At 68.1% G+C, this 15,170-nt stretch carries 16 protein-coding genes; 9 read left to right on the top strand and 7 right to left on the bottom strand.

The window, feature by feature from the left end; genetic code table 11:
- Positions 1–158: 158 nt before the first annotated feature.
- Both RDU12_RS04500 and RDU12_RS04495 read right to left on the bottom strand, forming a co-directional pair.
- The gene (locus RDU12_RS04500; protein WP_308684162.1) at positions 159–1,565 is read right to left on the bottom strand and encodes a carboxypeptidase regulatory-like domain-containing protein; all 1,407 of its coding nucleotides are present in this window, start codon (positions 1,563–1,565) and stop codon (positions 159–161) included.
- Positions 1,562–2,638 carry a LacI family DNA-binding transcriptional regulator gene (locus tag RDU12_RS04495; RefSeq protein WP_300290054.1) on the bottom strand — a complete coding sequence of 359 codons (1,077 nt, stop codon included), beginning with the start codon at positions 2,636–2,638 and terminating at the stop codon, positions 1,562–1,564. The genes RDU12_RS04500 and RDU12_RS04495 overlap by 4 nt, the downstream gene beginning before the upstream one ends.
- A gap of 257 nt (positions 2,639–2,895) precedes the next feature.
- On the opposite strand from RDU12_RS04495, the gene RDU12_RS04490 reads away from it, so the two are divergent.
- Positions 2,896–4,254 carry a GH1 family beta-glucosidase gene (locus tag RDU12_RS04490; protein WP_300290053.1) on the top strand — a complete coding sequence of 453 codons (1,359 nt, stop codon included), beginning with the start codon at positions 2,896–2,898 and terminating at the stop codon, positions 4,252–4,254.
- Between the two features lie 4 nt (positions 4,255–4,258).
- On the opposite strand, the gene RDU12_RS04485 is transcribed toward RDU12_RS04490, so the two are convergent.
- Positions 4,259–5,779, bottom strand: coding sequence for a carboxylesterase family protein (locus RDU12_RS04485; RefSeq protein WP_308684161.1), 1,521 nt, complete (start codon positions 5,777–5,779; stop codon positions 4,259–4,261).
- Positions 5,780–5,917: 138 nt separating this feature from the next.
- Here RDU12_RS04485 and RDU12_RS04480 point away from each other — a divergent pair, with 138 nt between their 5' ends.
- Together RDU12_RS04480 and RDU12_RS04475 are read left to right on the top strand one after the other, a co-directional pair.
- Positions 5,918–7,423 (top strand): HWE histidine kinase domain-containing protein, encoded by a 1,506-nt coding sequence (locus RDU12_RS04480; protein ID WP_300289603.1) that lies wholly within the window; start codon positions 5,918–5,920, stop codon positions 7,421–7,423.
- Positions 7,420–7,797, top strand: a complete 378-nt coding sequence (locus RDU12_RS04475; protein ID WP_300289604.1) for a response regulator — start codon at positions 7,420–7,422, stop codon at positions 7,795–7,797. The genes RDU12_RS04480 and RDU12_RS04475 overlap by 4 nt, the downstream gene beginning before the upstream one ends.
- 1 nt (position 7,798) lies before the next feature.
- Here RDU12_RS04475 and RDU12_RS04470 read toward each other — a convergent pair whose 3' ends face one another.
- The 4 genes from RDU12_RS04470 to RDU12_RS04455 form a co-directional block, all read right to left on the bottom strand.
- Positions 7,799–9,382 carry an NAD(P)/FAD-dependent oxidoreductase gene (locus RDU12_RS04470; RefSeq protein ID WP_300289606.1) on the bottom strand — a complete coding sequence of 528 codons (1,584 nt, stop codon included), beginning with the start codon at positions 9,380–9,382 and terminating at the stop codon, positions 7,799–7,801.
- Positions 9,383–9,582: 200 nt separating this feature from the next.
- Positions 9,583–10,446 (bottom strand): DUF817 domain-containing protein, encoded by an 864-nt coding sequence (locus RDU12_RS04465; protein ID WP_300289607.1) that lies wholly within the window; start codon positions 10,444–10,446, stop codon positions 9,583–9,585.
- Between the two features lie 71 nt (positions 10,447–10,517).
- Positions 10,518–10,979: a preQ(1) synthase gene (gene queF / locus RDU12_RS04460; RefSeq protein WP_300289608.1), complete on the bottom strand. Its 462-nt coding sequence runs from the start codon at positions 10,977–10,979 to the stop codon at positions 10,518–10,520.
- 91 nt (positions 10,980–11,070) lie between these two features.
- Entirely contained in the window at positions 11,071–11,409 is a 339-nt protein-coding gene (locus RDU12_RS04455) for a GIY-YIG nuclease family protein (protein ID WP_300289609.1), read from the bottom strand.
- Positions 11,410–11,562: 153 nt separating this feature from the next.
- On the opposite strand from RDU12_RS04455, the gene RDU12_RS04450 reads away from it, so the two are divergent.
- The 6 genes from RDU12_RS04450 (at position 11,563) to RDU12_RS04425 (ending at position 15,137) form a co-directional block, all read left to right on the top strand.
- On the top strand, positions 11,563–12,489 hold the full coding sequence (locus RDU12_RS04450) for a nitronate monooxygenase family protein (RefSeq protein WP_300289610.1): 927 nt from the start codon (positions 11,563–11,565) through the stop codon (positions 12,487–12,489).
- Positions 12,490–12,534: 45 nt separating this feature from the next.
- Positions 12,535–13,239: a TorF family putative porin gene (locus tag RDU12_RS04445; protein ID WP_300289611.1), complete on the top strand. Its 705-nt coding sequence runs from the start codon at positions 12,535–12,537 to the stop codon at positions 13,237–13,239.
- Between the two features lie 38 nt (positions 13,240–13,277).
- Positions 13,278–13,508 carry a hypothetical protein gene (locus tag RDU12_RS04440; RefSeq protein ID WP_300289612.1) on the top strand — a complete coding sequence of 77 codons (231 nt, stop codon included), beginning with the start codon at positions 13,278–13,280 and terminating at the stop codon, positions 13,506–13,508.
- Positions 13,509–13,672: 164 nt separating this feature from the next.
- Positions 13,673–13,885, top strand: coding sequence for a cold-shock protein (locus tag RDU12_RS04435; protein ID WP_168049003.1), 213 nt, complete (start codon positions 13,673–13,675; stop codon positions 13,883–13,885).
- 206 nt (positions 13,886–14,091) lie between these two features.
- Positions 14,092–14,703, top strand: a complete 612-nt coding sequence (locus RDU12_RS04430; RefSeq protein ID WP_300289613.1) for a fasciclin domain-containing protein — start codon at positions 14,092–14,094, stop codon at positions 14,701–14,703.
- 221 nt (positions 14,704–14,924) lie between these two features.
- Complete coding sequence (locus RDU12_RS04425) at positions 14,925–15,137, top strand: cold-shock protein (RefSeq protein WP_300289614.1); 213 nt, start codon at positions 14,925–14,927, stop codon at positions 15,135–15,137.
- Positions 15,138–15,170: the final 33 nt, after the last annotated feature.

Here is a 15,170-nt window from a genome sequence, read left to right as displayed (position 1 = left end):
GTCGTCCTGGACGTAAAGGCCAATGACGTTGTTGGTCAGGTCGACCGACGGGAAGGCGTTGCCCAGTTCCACGCGGTAGGGGACGGTGGTGCTGCCCGACAGTTCGGGGCGTCCGTCGACGTCATAGTAGAACAGCGGGTTACGCCCGAACTCCTTGGTCACCTGGTAGTTCTGCCGCCGAAATAGTCCGGCTGGAAGCCGGGCGCCGGGTTCGTATCATTCTCGAACAGGCGATAGGTCTCGCCGAAGCTGGAGAAGTTCACCGGCTGCGGATTGTAGTTGTACTCCCGCTGGGTGATCGTCAGCTCGTTCAGGAAGCTGTCGGTCTGCCACTGGTGGCGGCCGTTGATGGTCAGGGTGGTCTGGTTCAGCTCGGTCGCCCGCTCGGCCGAGTTGGCCCCGCCGATGCCGCGGGTGTCGAACTCGTCGCGCCAGGTGACGCTCAGCTCAAGCAGGTGGTCGTCCGCCGGCTGCCAGCTCAGCTTTCCGAAATACAGGTCCTCCTCAAACGGCACGCCGAAGGTGCCGATATACTGGCCGAACTGGTTGACGAAGCGGGGGTCCTGTCGACCCAGGTTGACCACCGCGGCCCGGCCTTCTTCCTTGCGCTCATAGGTGCCGAAGAAGTGCAGCGTGTCCTGGATGATCGGACCGCCGAGAGCGAAACCATACTGCTGCACCTCGAGATCCGGCTGCTCGTCGCCGCGTTGTTCGGAGAAGTAGTCCTGCTCGATGAAGCTCTGGTCGCGATAGGTGCCGAACACCTCGCCATGAAACTCGTTGGTGCCGGACTTGGTGACGGCCGTGATGATCGCCGACGAGGCCTGTTCGTACTCGGCCTTGAAATTCTGGCTGACGACCCGGAACTCCTGGATGCCGGCCTGCGGGAAGGGGTTGCCGCGGCTGTCGTCCTGACCGGCGATGCCGCCGTCGATGATGTTCGACTTCAGGCTGGCGCCGTCGATGAAGGCGTTGACCGATTCCGCCCGCTGGCCGCCGGCGGTGATGGTCTGTTCCTGCTCGTTGGCCGAGACCCGGACGCCGGGCGCAAGGGCGGCGAAATTGAGGAAGTTGCGGTTGATCTGCGGCAGGGTTTCGATCTGCTGGGTCGTCACATTGGTGGCGATTTCCGGCGTGCGGACCTCGACCAGGCGGCGGCCGGTGACGACCACCTCGCCCAGGTCCGTGCCGTCGGCGTCGACCGTGGAAGCGGTTACATCGCCGCCCACGGAAAGATCGACCTCGCCCACCTGGCCGACGCCGATGGTGACGACCTCGGACGTCGTCTGGCCGTCGGTCGTGGTGACGGTGATTTCATAGGTCCCGGGGCGCAGGCCCGACAGGACGTAGCCGCCCTGGGCGTTGGCCGTGGTCCGGTTGGTGAAGCCCGAGGCGACGTCACGCGCCACGATGGCGGCCCCGGCCTCGGCCTGGGCGCCGTCCGTCACCGAACCCCGGATGGTCGCTGTGGAGACCTGGGCCGCCGCGCCACCGGCCGCGGCCAGGGAAATGGCGACGGCGAGGGCCGATGCGGCGCCCAGATAATGCTTGGACTTGCGGGTCATTGCGGGTTCTCCCCCTTGAGAAGTGATGGGCCGGCGGCTTCGCGAGGGCGATCGCCGGAGACGGCTCGGGTCGATGTCGCCGGGTTGCTTGACGGGCGTACGACCAACTCGGGCCGGACGACCTCGCAGGCGGTGTCGGCGACGGCTTCGCCCGCTGCGTTGATCAGACGGACAAGGCGCTCCAGCGCGCTTCGCCCGGTATCCGCGATATGGATTCCAAGGGTGGTGAGACCCGGCCGCATCAGGCCCGCGATCGGCACATCGTCGAAGCCGACGATGGCCACGTCCTCGGGTACGCCGAGGCCCGCGTCCTGCAGGGCGAGCATGGCCCCGATCGCCATCATGTCGTTGCCGGCGAAGATCGCGTCGGGCCGTTCGGGCCGCGCCGCCAGCTCGGCCGCGGCATGGTGTCCCGAGGCCTGGGTGAAGGCGCCCTCGACCACCGTCGTCGGCAGGTTCGCCTTCGCCATGGCCTCCAGATAGCCGGCCAGCCGCGCCTCGGCCTCGAGGTTGCCGGTCGGGCCGGAGATGTGCGCGATGCGCCGCCGCCCGGTGGCGATCAGATGTTCGACGGCCTGGACGGCGCCGCCGTGGTTGTCGACCACGATGGAGGGACGCCCGGCGTCCGCCCCGCCGTTCATCAGCAGGATCGGCAGCCGTCCGGCCAGGCTGGTCGCCAGATTGGCCGCGTCCAGATGGGGCGACAGCACGATCAGCCCGTCGACGCGGCCGCGCATCGAGCGGATCGCCGCGGACGCCTCCTCGGCGTCGTCGTGCGAGCTGGAGACGATCAGGTGATAGCCCAGCGCCCGCGCGCCGACGTCCATGCCGCGGATCAGCTCGGAGAAGAACTCGCCGTACAGGTCCGGCAGGATGACCCCGATCGTTTGGGTCTTGCTGGTCGACAGGCTGCGGGCGCCGGAATGGGGCACGTATTGCAGCGCCTCGACCGCCGCCATAACCTTCTTGCGGGTCGCGTCGGTGACCGGACCGGCCCCGGTCAGAACGCGGGACACCGAGGCCACGGACACCTCCGCCCGTTCGGCCACATCGCGTATGGTCGCGGCCTTCATGCCCGACCGTCCAAGCGGTTTTTCGGAGTCGCAGCTGGCGCCAAAGTCTCTCTCCCTGACCGGCTCGCGATCCCGGCCCGCTTCGCGCGGGTCCGTTCGTGAATTCGGTGTAACCGATTACATGACACACTAGCATTGTCGCCCGCAAGTGCCCTAGTTTGGCCACAGGCAGGTTGTGCTCGCGGTGCTACACGCGTACCCGCCGTCGGCGCCGCCGACCTCCCAGTTGATCCCCTCGCGTATTACGAGCCTGACATATGACCACGGAAAACACCGGCGACTATCTGTTTCCAGAAGGTTTCCTGTGGGGCGCGGCGACGGCCGCCTATCAGATCGAAGGGTCATCCATGGCCGATGGCGCGGGCGCCTCGATCTGGGACCGTTTCAGCCACACCCCGGGCAATATGCGCGACGGCGACACCGGCGACGTGGCCTGCGACCACTACAATCGGTGGCGTGAAGACATCCAGCTGATGAAGCGGCTCAACCTCCAGGCCTACCGATTCTCGGTCAGCTGGAGCCGGGTCATGCCCGAGGGCCGCGGGGCCATCAACGACAAGGGTCTGGCCTTCTACGACCGGCTGGTCGACGGCCTGCTCGAGGCCGGGATCGAGCCGCTGTGCACCCTCTACCACTGGGACCTGCCGGCGGCGCTCGACGACCGCGGCGGCTGGCTCAACCCCGACATCGCCGACTGGTTCGCCGACTACGGCCAGGTCCTGTTTGAGAAATTCAAGGGCCGGGTGAAGACCTGGGGCACGATCAACGAGCCCTGGGTCATCGTCGACGGCGGCTATCTGCACGGCGCCCTGGCCCCCGGCCACCGCTCGGCCTTCGAGGCCATGATCGCCGGCCACAACGTCCTGCGCGCCCACGGCGCCGCGGTGAAACGCTTCCGCGAGGTCGGCGAGGGCCAGATCGGCATCGTCCTCAACATCGAGCCCAAATACCCGGCGTCGGACAAGCCCGAGGACGAGGCCGCCCGCAAGCGCGCCGACGCCCAGATGAACCGCTGGTTCCTCGACCCGCTGATGGGCCGCGGCTATCCGGAAGAGCTGAAGGAGGTCTACGGCGAGGCCTACCGCGAGTTCCCGCAGGAAGACTTCGACCTGATCGCCCAGCCGACCGACTGGATGGGGCTGAACTGGTACACCCGCTCGGTGCCCGAGAACGCGCCCGACGCCTGGCCCGTCCGCGCCCGTCCGGTGAAACAGATCCAGCACGCCCACACCGAGACCGGCTGGGAGGTCTATCCTCCGGCCCTGACCGACACCCTGGTCTGGCTGCACGAACAGACCAACGGCCTGCCGCTGATGATCACCGAGAACGGCTCGGCCTGGTACGACCCGCCTCACGCCATCGACGGCCGCATCCACGATCCGATGCGGGTCGACTATCTGAAGAACCACCTCAAGGCGGCGCACGACGCCATCGGCAAGGGCGTCGATCTGCGCGGCTACATGGCCTGGTCGCTGCTCGACAATCTCGAATGGTCGCTGGGCTACTCAAAGCGGTTCGGCATCACCCACGTGAATTTCCAGACCCAGGAACGCACGATCAAGGATTCCGGCCTGCTCTACGCCGAGGTGATCAGGTCCAACGGCGGCGTGCTCTGAGCGGTCAGCGCACCCGCGTGTAGTAGGCCTCGATCAGGTCCAGCCGCTCCCCATGCGGAACCGGCCTGGCCGCCGGTCCGTCGTTGGTAAACTCCAGCAGCCGGTCCGGCTCGGCCCCGAACTCGGGCCAGGCCTGACGCAGGTCGCCGTTCGGGTCGCCGGTCTGCGCGAACCGCGTCCAGTAGCCGGCCATGGCGTCGGCCTGCCGCTGGTCCATCTCCGCCGTCGGCCACGGCGAGGCGCCCAGATTGTCGAAGACATACTGCCGCTCAGAGGCATGGGTCGCGCCCGCGTGCGGCTCGGGCATCGCCGCCGAGACCACGTCGAACCGGTACAGATACGTCGGGTGGCCGTTGCGCGCATGCAGCCGCGCCAGATGACGCGCCGGCTCGTTGAACACCAGGTCGCTGAGCACGAACTGGTCGTAGCCGTCCTGCCCGCCGTAGGCCTCCAGGAACGCCGCCCGCTCATCCGCCATCATCGCATCGTCGAGCGCGCCATAGGGGCTGAGGTCCGACGGCTTCATCCACCAGAACTCGGCGCTGTTCGTGCCGATGATCAGCGGCACGGACGCCTCGCGGCCCGCGGCGAAGGCGGCTTCGACATCTTCAGAGACCAATGCCCCGTCCTGCACCAGCAGATCGCCGCCGTAGAAATTGGGCGCCGGACGCAGGAAGGTCTCCGCCGGGATCGCCCTCAGCCCGGCGGCCGTCGCGGCGCCGTGGGCTTGCGCGAACGCCTCTCCCCTCGCCTGCATCGACGGCCCTCCGTCGCGCCTCAGCCGGTCCAGCGGCGTGCCCTCGTCACGGCCCAGTCCGGACTGCACCACCGCCCGGTGGAACAGCCCGCGCGCCGGCTCCGAGATCATCAGCCGCGTCACCAGCGCCCCGCCCGCGGACTCGCCGAAAATCGTCACACTGTCCGCGTCGCCGCCGAACGCCGCCGCGTTGTCCCACACCCAGCGCAGCGCCGCGATCACATCCATCAGCCCGTAGTTCGCCGCCGGCTCGCCCGGCTCACGCTCCGCCGCCAGCGCCGGATGGTCGAAGAACCCCAGCCGTCCCAGGCGGTAGTTGATCGTCACCACCACCACGCCGCGCCTCGCCAGGTTCGTCCCGTCGTACAGCGCCGCCGTCCCCGAGCCGTTGTTCAGACCGCCGCCGTGGATCCAGACCATCACCGGCAAAGGCCCGTCGCTCTCCGCCGGGGACCAGACGTTCAGCGTCAGACAGTCCTCGCTCATCGGCAGGGGACCCACGCCGTTGTCGCCGTTGGCCGGGGGCTGGACGCAGATCGCCCCGACCCGTCCCGCGTCCCGTTCGCCGCTCCAGCCGTCCGCCCGCTGCGGGGCCCGCCAGCGCCACTCTCCCACGGGCGGCCGCGCATAGGGCACGCCCTTGAAACTGCGCACGCCGTCCGACTCCCGCCCGACCAGCACGCCCTGCGCCACCGTCGCCCGGGGCCTGGGATCCGCAGGATCCGCCGGTGAGATCATCAGAACCGCCGCCGCCAGAAGTGAAGCCATGGACATCGGCCCAGACTAGCGGCGCCCGCCCTCTTGGCTCAAACGGCAAAATGCTTGAGACACGGCTCGCGCGTGAAACCGAAGCGCAAGCATGGCGTTACTGCGACGCGCACGGCGGGGACGGGTTTGAAGGAACTGGTGAAATCGGGCGACCTGGCGGTCGATCTGGCGAGCGCATTCGACGCCTCGCCCAATCCGTATGTCCTGCTCACGCCCGACCTGCGGATCGCCGGCGTCAACCAGGCCTATCTCGACGTCACCAACAGCACCCGGGCCGCCATTATCGGGCGGCCGCTGTTCTCGGCCTTTGACTCCGGCCCCGGGGAAGAAGCCCCCGAGAACGTGCGCCAGGTCCGGGCCTCGATCGAGCGGGCCCGCGACACGCGCCAGCGCGACCACCTTCCCCTCGTCAAATATGCGATGGCCCGCCGCCTCGCCGACGGACGCGAGGTGTTCGAGGAGCGCTACTGGAGCGCCACCCACACGCCGATGCTCGACGACGCCGGCGAGGTGACCTTCATCCTTCAGCACACCACAGACATCACCGAACTTCAGCGCCTGCGCGATCGCGGCCTCAAGGCGGACAACGCCAGCGCCCTGGATGTCATGCTGGGCGGCGCGGTGCTGGGTCGCGCCGAACAGGTACAGGAAGACAACCGGCGCCTGGAGGGCGAGCGCAACCGCCTGATGGACATGTTCATGCAGGCCCCGGGCTTCGTCGCCGTCCTGTCCGGCCCGGACCACGTCTTCCAGATGCACAACGCCGCCTACGCCCAGTTGATCGGGCATCGCGACATCAGCGGCAAACCCATCGGCGAAGCCCTGCCCGAGGTGCAGGGCCAGGGCTATTTCGAATTTCTCGCCAGCGTCTACGCCACCGGCGAACCGTACGAGGGTCGCGCCAGCCGGGTCCAGCTTCAGCGGACGCCGGACGCCCCGCTCGAGTCCCGGTTCCTCGACTTCATCTACCAGCCGATCCGCGACGCGAGCGGCGCCGTGGCCGGCATCTTCGTCCAGGGCCACGACGTGACGGAGACGGTCCGTTCGACCGAACGCCAGAAGCTGATGATCGACGAACTGAACCACCGGGTGAAGAACACGCTCGCCACCGTCCAGTCGATCGCCATGCAGACCGCCCGTTCGCACGGCGATCCGCGAACCTTCGCCGAGGGATTCCAGGCGCGCCTGCTCGCCCTGTCGCACACCCACGACCTGCTGACCCGCAGCCACTGGGAAGGGGCCGATCTCGGCGCCATCCTCCAGCACGAAACCGAGGCGCATGGTAGCGCCCGGGTTTCGGCCAACGGCCCCCTCGTCGCCCTGCCCCCGGCCGCGGCCCTGTCCTTCGGCATGATCTTCCACGAACTGGCCACCAACGCCGCCAAATACGGGGCGCTGTCCGCTCCGGACGGTCGGGTCCTGGTCGACTGGTCGGTCGCCGACCAGACCAACCCCCGGCTGGAACTGGTCTGGCGCGAGATCGGCGGCCCCCCGGTCGCGCCGCCGGACCGGAAGGGCTTCGGCAGCCGGCTGATCGAACGCAATGTTCGCCATGATCTGGCCGGGGAGGTCGAACTCGACTACGCAGGCGACGGTTTTACAGCGACTTTCTCAATCCCGCTGGACAAGGAGCAGGGTGAATGACCCAGGCGATTTCAGGCCGCCGCGTTCTGATCGTCGAGGATGAATCCCTCGTCGCCATGCTGCTGGAGACCATCCTCGAGGACATGGGCTGTGTCCCGGTCGGGCCGGCCGCCACCGTCGACGAAGGCCTCCAGATGGCCACCGGGGACGAGCCCCTCGACGCCGCCCTGCTGGACGTCAACGTCGCCGGCCGTCAGGTCTTCCCCATCGCCGAGGCCCTGAAGGCGCGCGGCGTGCCCTTCGTCTTCTCGACCGGTTACGGCGAGGGCGGCCTGCCCGACGAATGGCGCGGCCAGTCGACCTTGCAGAAGCCCTTCACCGAATCCGCCGTCCGCGACGCCCTGATGAAGGCCATGGGCCTGGCGGACGTCTGACCTAGCGGCCGAGGTCCTTCACCACCGCCCGCGCCGCATTGTGCCCGGGCGCCCCGGTCACCCCGCCGCCGGGATGGGCCCCGGAGCCGCATAGATAGAGTCCCGGAACCGGCATGCGGTGATCAGCGTGGCCCAGCACCGGCCGGGCGCTGAACAGCTGGTCCAGCGTCAGCCGCCCATGGAAGATGTCGCCCCCGACGAGGCCGAAGCGCCGCTCCAGGTCGCGCGGCCCCAGCGCCAGCCGCCCGACCACCGACGCCTTGAACCCCGGCGCATGGGCGTCGACCGTCTCGATCATCAGGTCCGCCACCGTCTCCCGGTGCTCGTCGCCCAGCGCCGGATCGACGTGCTGGCAGAACAGGCTGGCCACATGTTGTCCGGGCGGCGCCAGGCTGTCGTCCAGGGTCGAGGGGATCAGCATCTCGACGATCGGCTTCGACGACCAGCCGTTCAGCCGCGCCTCCGCATGGGCCCGGTCCATATAGGCCAGCGACGGCGCCATGATGATCCCGGCCGTCAGGTGATCCCCCTGCCCCGGCAGCGCGGTGAAATTCGGCAGCTCCGACAGCGCCACGTTCATGCGGAAGGTGCCCGAGCCCGACTGGTAATTCCCGATCCGCTCGCGGAAGTCCGCCGGGACCACCGCATCATCGACGAACCGCTCGAACAGCAGCCGCGGATGCAGGTTCGACACCACCGCCCGCGCCCGCACAACGTCTCCCGCTTCCGTCACGGCTCCGACCGCCCGGCCCTTCTCGGTCAGCACCTCGGCGACGGGCGCCTCCAGCCGCACCTCGACCCCCTGCTCGGCGCAGGCTTTCGCCATGGCCTGGGTGATCGCTCCCATGCCGCCCAGGGCGTGGCCCCAGACGCCCTTCCGGCCGTTCACCTCGCCGAACACGTGGTGCAGCAGCACATAGGCCGACCCCGGCGTGTAGGGGCTGGCGTAGTTGCCCACCACGCTGTCGAAGCCGAACAGGGCCTTGATCGGATCGCTCTCGAACCAGCCGTCCAGCCAGTCGCCCGCCGATTTGGCGAACAGGTCCAGCAGGTCGCGCCGCCCCTGCGTATCCAGTCCCGCCGCCTGCCGCCCCAGCCCGCCGGCCTTCAGCAGTTCCGGCAGCATGGCCATCCAGCCGCCTTCGACGACATTGGGCGGCGCCTTCAGGATCCAGTCGCGCAGGATCGCCGCCACCACCTCCAGCCGGCGCTCGTACTCGGGCAGCCGCTCGGCGTCCCATGCGGAAAACTTCGCCACCTCCCCCTGCGTCCGCCCCTCGCCCGCCAGCAGATGCCGACCGTCGTCCAGCGGCAGGAAGTTCGAGACCTTGCGCTCGACCACGGTCAGCCCGTGCCGGGCCAGCTCCATGTCGGCGATGACCTTCGGATTGAGCAGGCTGACGGTGTAGCTGGCGGTCGAGTTGCGGAAGCCCGGATGGAATTCCTCCGTCACCGCCGCCCCGCCGACGACGTGCCTCCGCTCCAGCACCGTCACCTTCAGCCCGGCCTTGGCCAGATAGAAGGCGCAGACAAGGCCGTTGTGGCCCCCGCCGAGGATGACGACGTCGGTGTTGCTTGTGGTCATGAAAGCTCCCTCACTTCCCCCTCTAAGCTTTCGTCATCCTCCGGCAAGCCGCTTTAGCGGCGCAGACCGGGGGACCCAGCGGCGCGCGCGAGCGCGAAGCTGTCGGGAGCGCCGCTATGCGAAACAGCCTGCCTGAACAGTTCGCCTTCGGCGCCGCTGGGTCCCCCGGTCTCGCTGCGCTCGCCGGAGGATGACGAAAACTATCGAGCTTGCGGCTCCTCCTCCGGCCGGTGCACCAGCGACACCAGCACCACGCTGATCATCATCAGCAGGAACCAGCTGCCCAGCTTGGTCAGAGACACCGGCTCCCAGCCGTCCTCCTGTCCCGGATAGGCCCAGGCCTGCGCCCAGGTGCCAAGGTTCTCCGCGAACCAGATGAACAGGGCCACGAGGAAGAAGCCGAGCAGGAACGGCATCGACCGCCGCCGCCGGTCCGGGGTGAAATAGAACCAGCCTCGCCCGAACAGCACCGCCGTCAGGGCGAACAGCCCCAGTCGCACGTCCGGCAGCCAGTGGTGGGCGAAGAAGTTGACGTAGATCGCCGCCGCCAGCGCCCAGGTCGTCCACAGCGGCGGATAGTGGCGAAAACGGATGTCGAAGATGCGCCAGACCCGCGCGATATAGCTGCCCACCGCCGCATACATGAAGCCCGAGAACAGCGGCACGGCCCCGATCCGCAGCAGGCTGTCCTCCGGATAGATCCACGACCCCGCTGAGGTCTTGAACAGCTCCATGACGGTGCCGACGACGTGGAAGACGAGGATCACCCTCGCCTCCTCCCAGCTCTCCAGCTTCAGCGCCAGCATCGCCGCCTGGATCGCCACCGCCGCCAGCACGAGAAAGTCATAGCGCGAGATCGGCGCCGCCTCGGGCCACCACAGCTTCGTCGCGATCAGCAGCGCCAGCATCGCCCCGCCGAACAAACAGGCCCAGCCCTGCTTGATCCCGAACATCAGGAATTCGAACCCGTACCGGCTCCACGCCCGTCGGCCGGCCCAGGTCTGCAGCCGGAGCAGCCAATGGCGACCCCAGGTTTCGAGCGGGAGACGGCGCGGTTCGGTCATGGGATCAGCCTGGCCGCCGCCCGCGGCTCAGGCATGAGCAGAATCTGAGGAATTCCCGCGGCGCGGTGAATTTACCCCCGCCCGCGGTACGTTGGCACGCCCTGGTCCGGCAGCCACAGCCCCTCGGGGGCTGCTCCGGTCTGCCAGAAGACGTCGATCGGGATGCCGCCGCGCGGATACCAGTAGCCGCCGATCCTCAGCCAGGTCGGCTTCAGCAGATCGACCAGACGCTTGCCGATGGCCACGGTGCAGTCCTCGTGAAAGGCGCCGTGGTTGCGGAAACTGGTCAGGTACAGCTTCAGCGACTTGGACTCGACCAGCCAGTCGCCCGGCGCATAGTCGATGACGATGTGGGCGAAGTCCGGCTGGCCCGTCACCGGGCACAGGCTGGTGAACTCCGGCGCCGTGAACCGCGTCAGATACAGCGTCCCCGCGTGCGGATTCGGCACCCGCTCCAGCACGGCGGTCTCCGGGCTGGTCGGCGCGGCGGTCATTTGGCCCAGCTGATGCAGGCCGGAGGTGTCCGTGGTCATGATTTCAGCCTGGGGCGGCCTGGTGGCCGGCGAGGAGGAGCGTGTCGGAGGCATAGGGCCATGCGGCCCGATTTTCAAAGGGCGGATCGCGTCACTGGAGGGCGCGGGCTCCCAGTCTCGCCATCCAGCGCCCGGCCCGTTCCTTCAGCTCCATGTCGCGCAGCAGGGGCGAGGCGTCCTCGGGCAACCGGTCCAGCTGTTCGAAGCGGAAATCGGCCTCCGGGTTCGCGTTCCACGCCGCCTGGAGGGTGCGGAACGGCGAACTGCCCTGACGAAGCGCGAACCAGAGTCCGTTCTGCTCGGTATCCAGATGGCGGCTCTTGCCGACCCAGGCCTCGCCCGTGGCCGTGCAGATCACCGCGAACACGCCGGCGACGGTCTTGCGCTCCTTGTAGGCCGCCACGGCGGCCTTCCGCTCCTGCGGGGTCATGCGAGTCTCCTTTTCACCCGGGTAATATAGCCGCTATTTTTACCCGGGTAAATATGCGCGTCGCCCGTCCCCTGCGCGGGAAGCGGGTCTGACCATTTGCCTTCCCCCGCGACAGCCCGCTATCCGTAGCGAAAGACAACTCGGGGAAACGCCATGACCATTCCGGCTTCGCTGCAAAAAGGCCTCAAGCTGCCGGTCATCGCCGCGCCGATGTTCCTGGTCTCCGGGCCGGACCTCGTCGTCGAGTGCTGCAACAACGGCGTCATCGGCACCTTCCCGTCGCTGAACCAGCGCACCACCGAGGGCTATCGGGACTGGCTGCAGGAGATCAAGGGCCGGCTGAACCCCGACGCCGCCGCCTTCGGCGTCAACCACATCGTCCACCCGACCAACCCGCGGCTGATGGCCGACATGATGGTCTCGGTCGAGGAGAAGGTGCCGCTGATCATCACCTCGCTCGGCGCCGTGCGCGATGTGGTCGAGGCGGTGCACGGCTACGGCGGCGTGGTCTTCCACGACATCGCCAACGTCCGCCACGCCCGCAAGGCGGCCCAGGCCGGCGTCGACGGCCTGATCCTGGTGGCCAACGGCGCGGGCGGTCACGCCGGGGTGGTCAATCCCTTCGCCCTGGTCGAGGAGGTGCGCGGCTTCTTCGATGGAACCATCATCCTGTCCGGCTGCCTGTCCACCGGCCGCGACGTCGCCGCCGCCACGATGATGGGCGCCGACTTCGCCTATATGGGCACCCGCTTCATCTCGACGACCGAGAGCCAGGCCCAGGCCGAGTACAAGCAGATGATCGTCGACGCCGGCGCCTCGGACATCACCTACACGCCCGCCGTCTCGGGCATCCCGGCCAATTTCCTGACCCCCTCGCTGATCGCCAACGGCATCGATCCCAAGACCCTGCCCGAGCACAAGCTCGACATGGCTGACGAAGCCAAGGCGTGGAAGACGGTCTGGTCGGCCGGTCAGGGCGCCGGCGCGGTGCACGACATTCTGCCGACGGAGCAACTTGTTCGCCGGCTGCGGGACGAATATGCGGAGGCCTGCGCCGTTTTCGACAAGAAGCGGTTCTAGACCGGCCCGCATCCGGGCCTTTGGCCAGACTCGAAGCGACCCCCGATGATCCGCACCCTGACCACAGCCGCCGCCGCGACCGCCCTGCTGGCCTGCGCCACCGCCGCCGCAGCCCAGGATCCCGCGCCGCCGTCCGGCTCCTGGTCCTTCGTCGTCGGCGCCGCGACGGACAACCGCTCCAAGGCCGCCTCCAAATCGGACGGCGATCCGTTCGTCTGGGGACAGGCCCAGTGGACCAGCGCCGCGGGCCTGTACTACGTCGCCCCCTCCTTCGAGACGGTCAGGAGCTCGACCGGCTCGGAGCTGGAGCTCGAGGCCACGGCCGGGGTCCGGCCCCAGTTCGCCGGCTTCGATTTCGATTTCAGCGCGGCGTACAAATACCAGGTCGACGCGGACCCCGGCGCGGACGAGGACGCCTGGGAGGTCACCGCCGACATGAAGCGCTCGATCGGCCCCGCCAGCGGCCGTCTGCGCCTGCAGTATTCGCCGGACGCCATCGGCGCCGGGAAGGCCTGGACCTGGGTCGAGGCGCGGGTGGGATGGGACTTCACCGAAAAGCTCTACGCCTCCGCCGCGATCGGCCGCCGCGAACAGGAAACCAGCGTCGACTACACGGGCTACGACGCCGGAATTTCCTACGCCCTGACCCGCAGCCTCGAGGCCGACCTGCGCTGGTACGGCACGGATGCGGACGTTCCCGGCGAACAATACGCCGATAGCCTGGTCGCGGGCCTCAGTCTGGCCTTCTGAGGCTCGCAATCCCGCCTCATCGTGCCTACCTATGGGTTATGACTCATCGACCCACCACTCTCGAACGCGCCTATGAACTCGCCCAGGAGGGCCGTTGCCGCACGGTCAGCGACATCAAGCAGGCCCTTTCGTCCGAGGGCTTCGACCGCATCCAGGACTCTCTGTACGGCCCGACCCTGAGCGCCGCCCTGCGCAAGCTGTGCCAGGCGCACTACGTTCCGCCCGCCGAGCAGGCCGCCGGCCAGCCGTCGGAAGACGCGGCCGGCTGATCCCACAGCCTTGATTTCGCCGCCGGAAACGTCCACAACTTGTGTGTCGATCTCTCTGCGAAACGCCACCCTCTGCTTTCGCACTGAGGTCTAGCCGCTCCTTTCAGACCCGACAGGCTCCAGGGGCTCTTCCCTGAAGCCAACTGCTAACGGAGGTCCTGAAAATGGCTACCGGCACTGTAAAATGGTTCAACGGCACCAAGGGCTACGGCTTCATCCAGCCTGACGACGGCGGCAAGGACGTGTTCGTCCACATCTCGGCCGTCGAACAGGCGGGCCTGCGCGGCCTCGATGAAAACCAGAAGGTTTCCTACGAAATCGAGCGCGACAAGCGTTCGGGCAAGGAATCCGCTGGCCAGCTGAAGACCGAGGGCTGAGTTCAGGCGCCGGTCTCCGGCGCATGATTTCGAACGGCGGCGCGGCCTCGGCTGCGCCGCCGTTTTGCTGTCCGGGGCGCCGCCTTACGAAGGAACCGCCTGTCTGGATGTCGGGGTGTGGCCAGTAGCCGCAAAGGTGATCCGTCCGACCCGCCCCTTCGTCTTGGGCCCTGAGCCGTATCGACGGCCGCTCAGGAGAGACACAGATGACCTTCACCCCCAACCGCACCCTGCTCGCCGCCGGCGTCGCCGCCTGCGCCGTTTTCGCCAGCGCCTGCTCGAACGCCGAAACGCCCGCGCCGGAGGCCGCTGAAGCCGCCGCGACCCCGGCCCAGGAGACCGTCATGGTCGGCGGGGCGGCGATGTATCCCGACCGGACCATCGTCCAGAACGCCTCGGAGTCGGCCGATCACACCACGCTCGTCGCCGCTGTGACGGCCGCCGACCTGGCCGGGACCCTGTCCGGTCCGGGCCCGTTCACCGTCTTCGCCCCGACCGACGCCGCCTTCGCCAAACTGCCGGCCGGCACGGTCGAAAGCCTGGTCGAGCCCGCCAACAAGGCGACCCTGACCAAGATCCTGACCTATCATGTGGTCGCCGGGCAGGTAGCGGCCGCCGACCTGATCGCCCAGATCAACGCCGGCGGCGGCAGCGCCGCCCTGACCACCGTCGAAGGCGGAACCCTGACCGCCTCGCTGCGCGGCGACTCCGTCATCCTGACCGACGAGAAGGGCGGAACCGCCACGGTCACCCAGGCCGACGTGTTCCAGTCCAACGGCGTGATCCACGTGACCGACACGGTCTCCATGCCCAACTGACGTCGCGTCCCGGGGCCGCCCCTGCGCGGGCGGTCCCGGGGCTCATTCCACCCATGCCCTTGCTATTGCCGCGCAAAGGGCCCATCTCAGGCGCCGTCGATCTCTTGCGAAACGCTGCTGTCCCTTTGCATCGCGCACCGAGGTCCAAAGCCGATCCCATTCAGACCCGACAGGCCTCCCGGACTCTTTCCGGCGGTCAACTGCTAGCGGAGGTCCTGAAAATGGCTACCGGCACTGTTAAATGGTACAATTCCACCAAGGGCTATGGTTTCATCGCCCCCGATGACGGCGGCAAGGACGTGTTCGTCCACGCTTCGGCCGTCGAGGTCTCGGACCTGGGTTCGCTCAACGAAAACCAGAAAGTTTCCTACGAAGTCGAGCGCGACTCGCGTTCGGGCAAGGAATCGGCCGGTCGCCTGAAGGCCGCCGAATAGTTTCCGACTGACGGAAGGGCCGGCCGCCGAACA

Origin of the sequence: Brevundimonas sp. (genome assembly GCF_031082345.1) — a bacterium.
GTDB lineage: Bacteria > Pseudomonadota > Alphaproteobacteria > Caulobacterales > Caulobacteraceae > Brevundimonas.
The sequence above is the reverse complement of the archived record's forward strand: the minus strand, read 5'-3'. Positions and strand labels throughout refer to the sequence as shown.